Source organism: Micrococcus sp. TCR-5, from assembly GCF_052220525.1.
Lineage (GTDB): Bacteria > Actinomycetota > Actinomycetes > Actinomycetales > Micrococcaceae > Micrococcus > Micrococcus luteus.
In genome coordinates, this window is the sequence record NZ_JBQPDO010000049.1 from 1 (window position 1) to 436 (window position 436).

Annotated in this window: 1 protein-coding gene; it reads right to left on the reverse strand. The window is 66.7% G+C overall.

Annotation, left to right across the window (positions count from 1 at the left end; genetic code table 11):
- Positions 1 to 14: 14 nt before the first annotated feature.
- Positions 15 to 436, reverse strand: a 422-nt coding sequence (locus tag ACTSKS_RS11050) for an integrase core domain-containing protein (protein ID WP_442927561.1), incomplete at its 5' end; no start/stop codon positions are given.

The following is a 436-nucleotide window of genomic DNA, read 5'->3' on the forward strand; positions in this document are numbered from 1 at the left end:
GTGAGCCGCCCCCTTCATTCGGTCCGGACGTTCTGTGAGTCGTCGGTTTCCATTTGATGGGTGCACTGCCGAGCGTACTCGGCTGGGGTTAGGTAGCCGAGCGAGGAGTGCCGGCGGTGGTGGTTGTACTCGTCCTTCCAGTCGCCGATGATGACCTGTGCGTGCAGCAGCGAGTAGAAGCTGTTGATGTTGAGGCACTCGTCGCGGATCCGGCTGTTGAACGACTCGACGTACCCGTTGCGCCACGGCGAGCCCGGAGGGATGTAGGACAGGCCGGTGCGGGTGCCGGCCCAGTCGGCCATCGCCTCGCTGATGAACTCCGGCCCGTTGTCCGACCTGAGCACCGCCGGGGCGCCCCGGGCGGCGACGAGGTCCTCGAGGTGGGCGGTGAGTCGGTCGGCGGTAATCGAGCGCTCCACGAGCCCGCCGATGCACT